This window comes from Vibrio rubrogenes (assembly GCF_059641415.1).
The window spans coordinates 1-1,278 of the sequence record NZ_JCARSY010000094.1 but is presented as its reverse complement, the minus strand read 5'-3'; the positions used below and the strand labels follow the sequence as shown (position 1 = coordinate 1,278).

Sequence of the window (1,278 nt, the reverse complement as noted above, 5' to 3'; positions counted from 1 at the left end):
ACGTTTCCCAAGCCCTCAACATCATCAACAACTACAAACCAAATCAAGTTGAGACACTTGCTGATCTCCTGCCTATTGAGTTGATTCAAGATGCTTATGAGCTAACTGACACCGTAACCCTAAGAAAGCGAAAACTGACTTTAGAATCTATGGCATGGTTATTAGTCGGAATGGCTATCTATAACGATAAATCCATGGCTGATATCATCAATATGCTCGATATTGTTGACCGCACAGGTAAGCCATTTGTTGCTCCAAGTGCATTGACACAACGAAGAAAAAACCTCGGAGAGTCAGCCGCAAAAGCTCTTTTTGAGTGTACGCAAAGTCATTGGTTTAAACAGGCTAACTTACCAAACTGGAACGGACTCACTCTTCTTGGCGTTGATGGTGTCTTGTGGCGAACTGAGGACTCAAAAGAGAATGCTGAAGCGTTTGCAAAGCCTACCTATCGTGACGGTCAAGAAACACAGTATCCACAGGTACGCATGGTATGTCAGATGGAGCTGAGCAGTCATTTGATCACTGGAAGCGCTTTTGATTGTTACACTGTGAATGAAATGAAGCTGGCAGAGCAGCTGATAGAAACCACACCTGATAACAGCTTAACCCTTTTCGATAAAGGCTTTTACTCCCTTGGTTTACTCCAAATGTGGTGTTCTACAGGTGTCAATCGACATTGGCTTATCCCTATGAAAAAGGGACTAAGCTATGAAGTGGTTCGGTCTCTTGGTCGACAGGATAAACTGATAAAACTGAAGAGTAACCCGCAGGCGCGTAAGAAGTGGCCAGAGTTAGAAAAAGAAGTTGTTGTACGTTTAATCACGAGAGTCAAAGATGGTAAGCAATACGATGTTCTCACCTCAATGCTTGACCCTATGCTCTACCCAAAGTCAGATATCGTAGGCTTATATGGGTATCGTTGGGAAATTGAACTCGGTTACCGTGAGCAAAAACAGTACATGCTTGGTAACCGACTCACGCTTCGAAGTCGACTCCCTGAATTAGTGAAACAAGAGCTCTGGGGTATCCTATTGACCTATAACCTAGTCAGGTATCAGATGGTGCAGATGTGTAATACGTTGAATGGAGACTACTTGCCATACCAACTTAGCTTCAACGGAGCATTAGCCCACATCATGCGCCTAATAGTGGGACTTCCATATTCGTCACCAGGTGCAATACCGAGGCAACTCCAAAACTTTTATTCGATGAGTAAGAGCCTACTACTTGAACCTAGGCGAGAAAGATCCTTTCCTCGAGTAGTGAAGAAAAAGC

At 43.7% G+C, this 1,278-nt stretch carries 1 protein-coding gene; it reads left to right on the top strand.

Going from position 1 to position 1,278, the window contains the following annotated elements; genetic code table 11:
* Positions 1–1,278, top strand: a 1,278-nt coding sequence (locus AC55NX_RS20660; protein WP_496997441.1) for an IS4 family transposase, incomplete at both ends; no start/stop codon positions are given.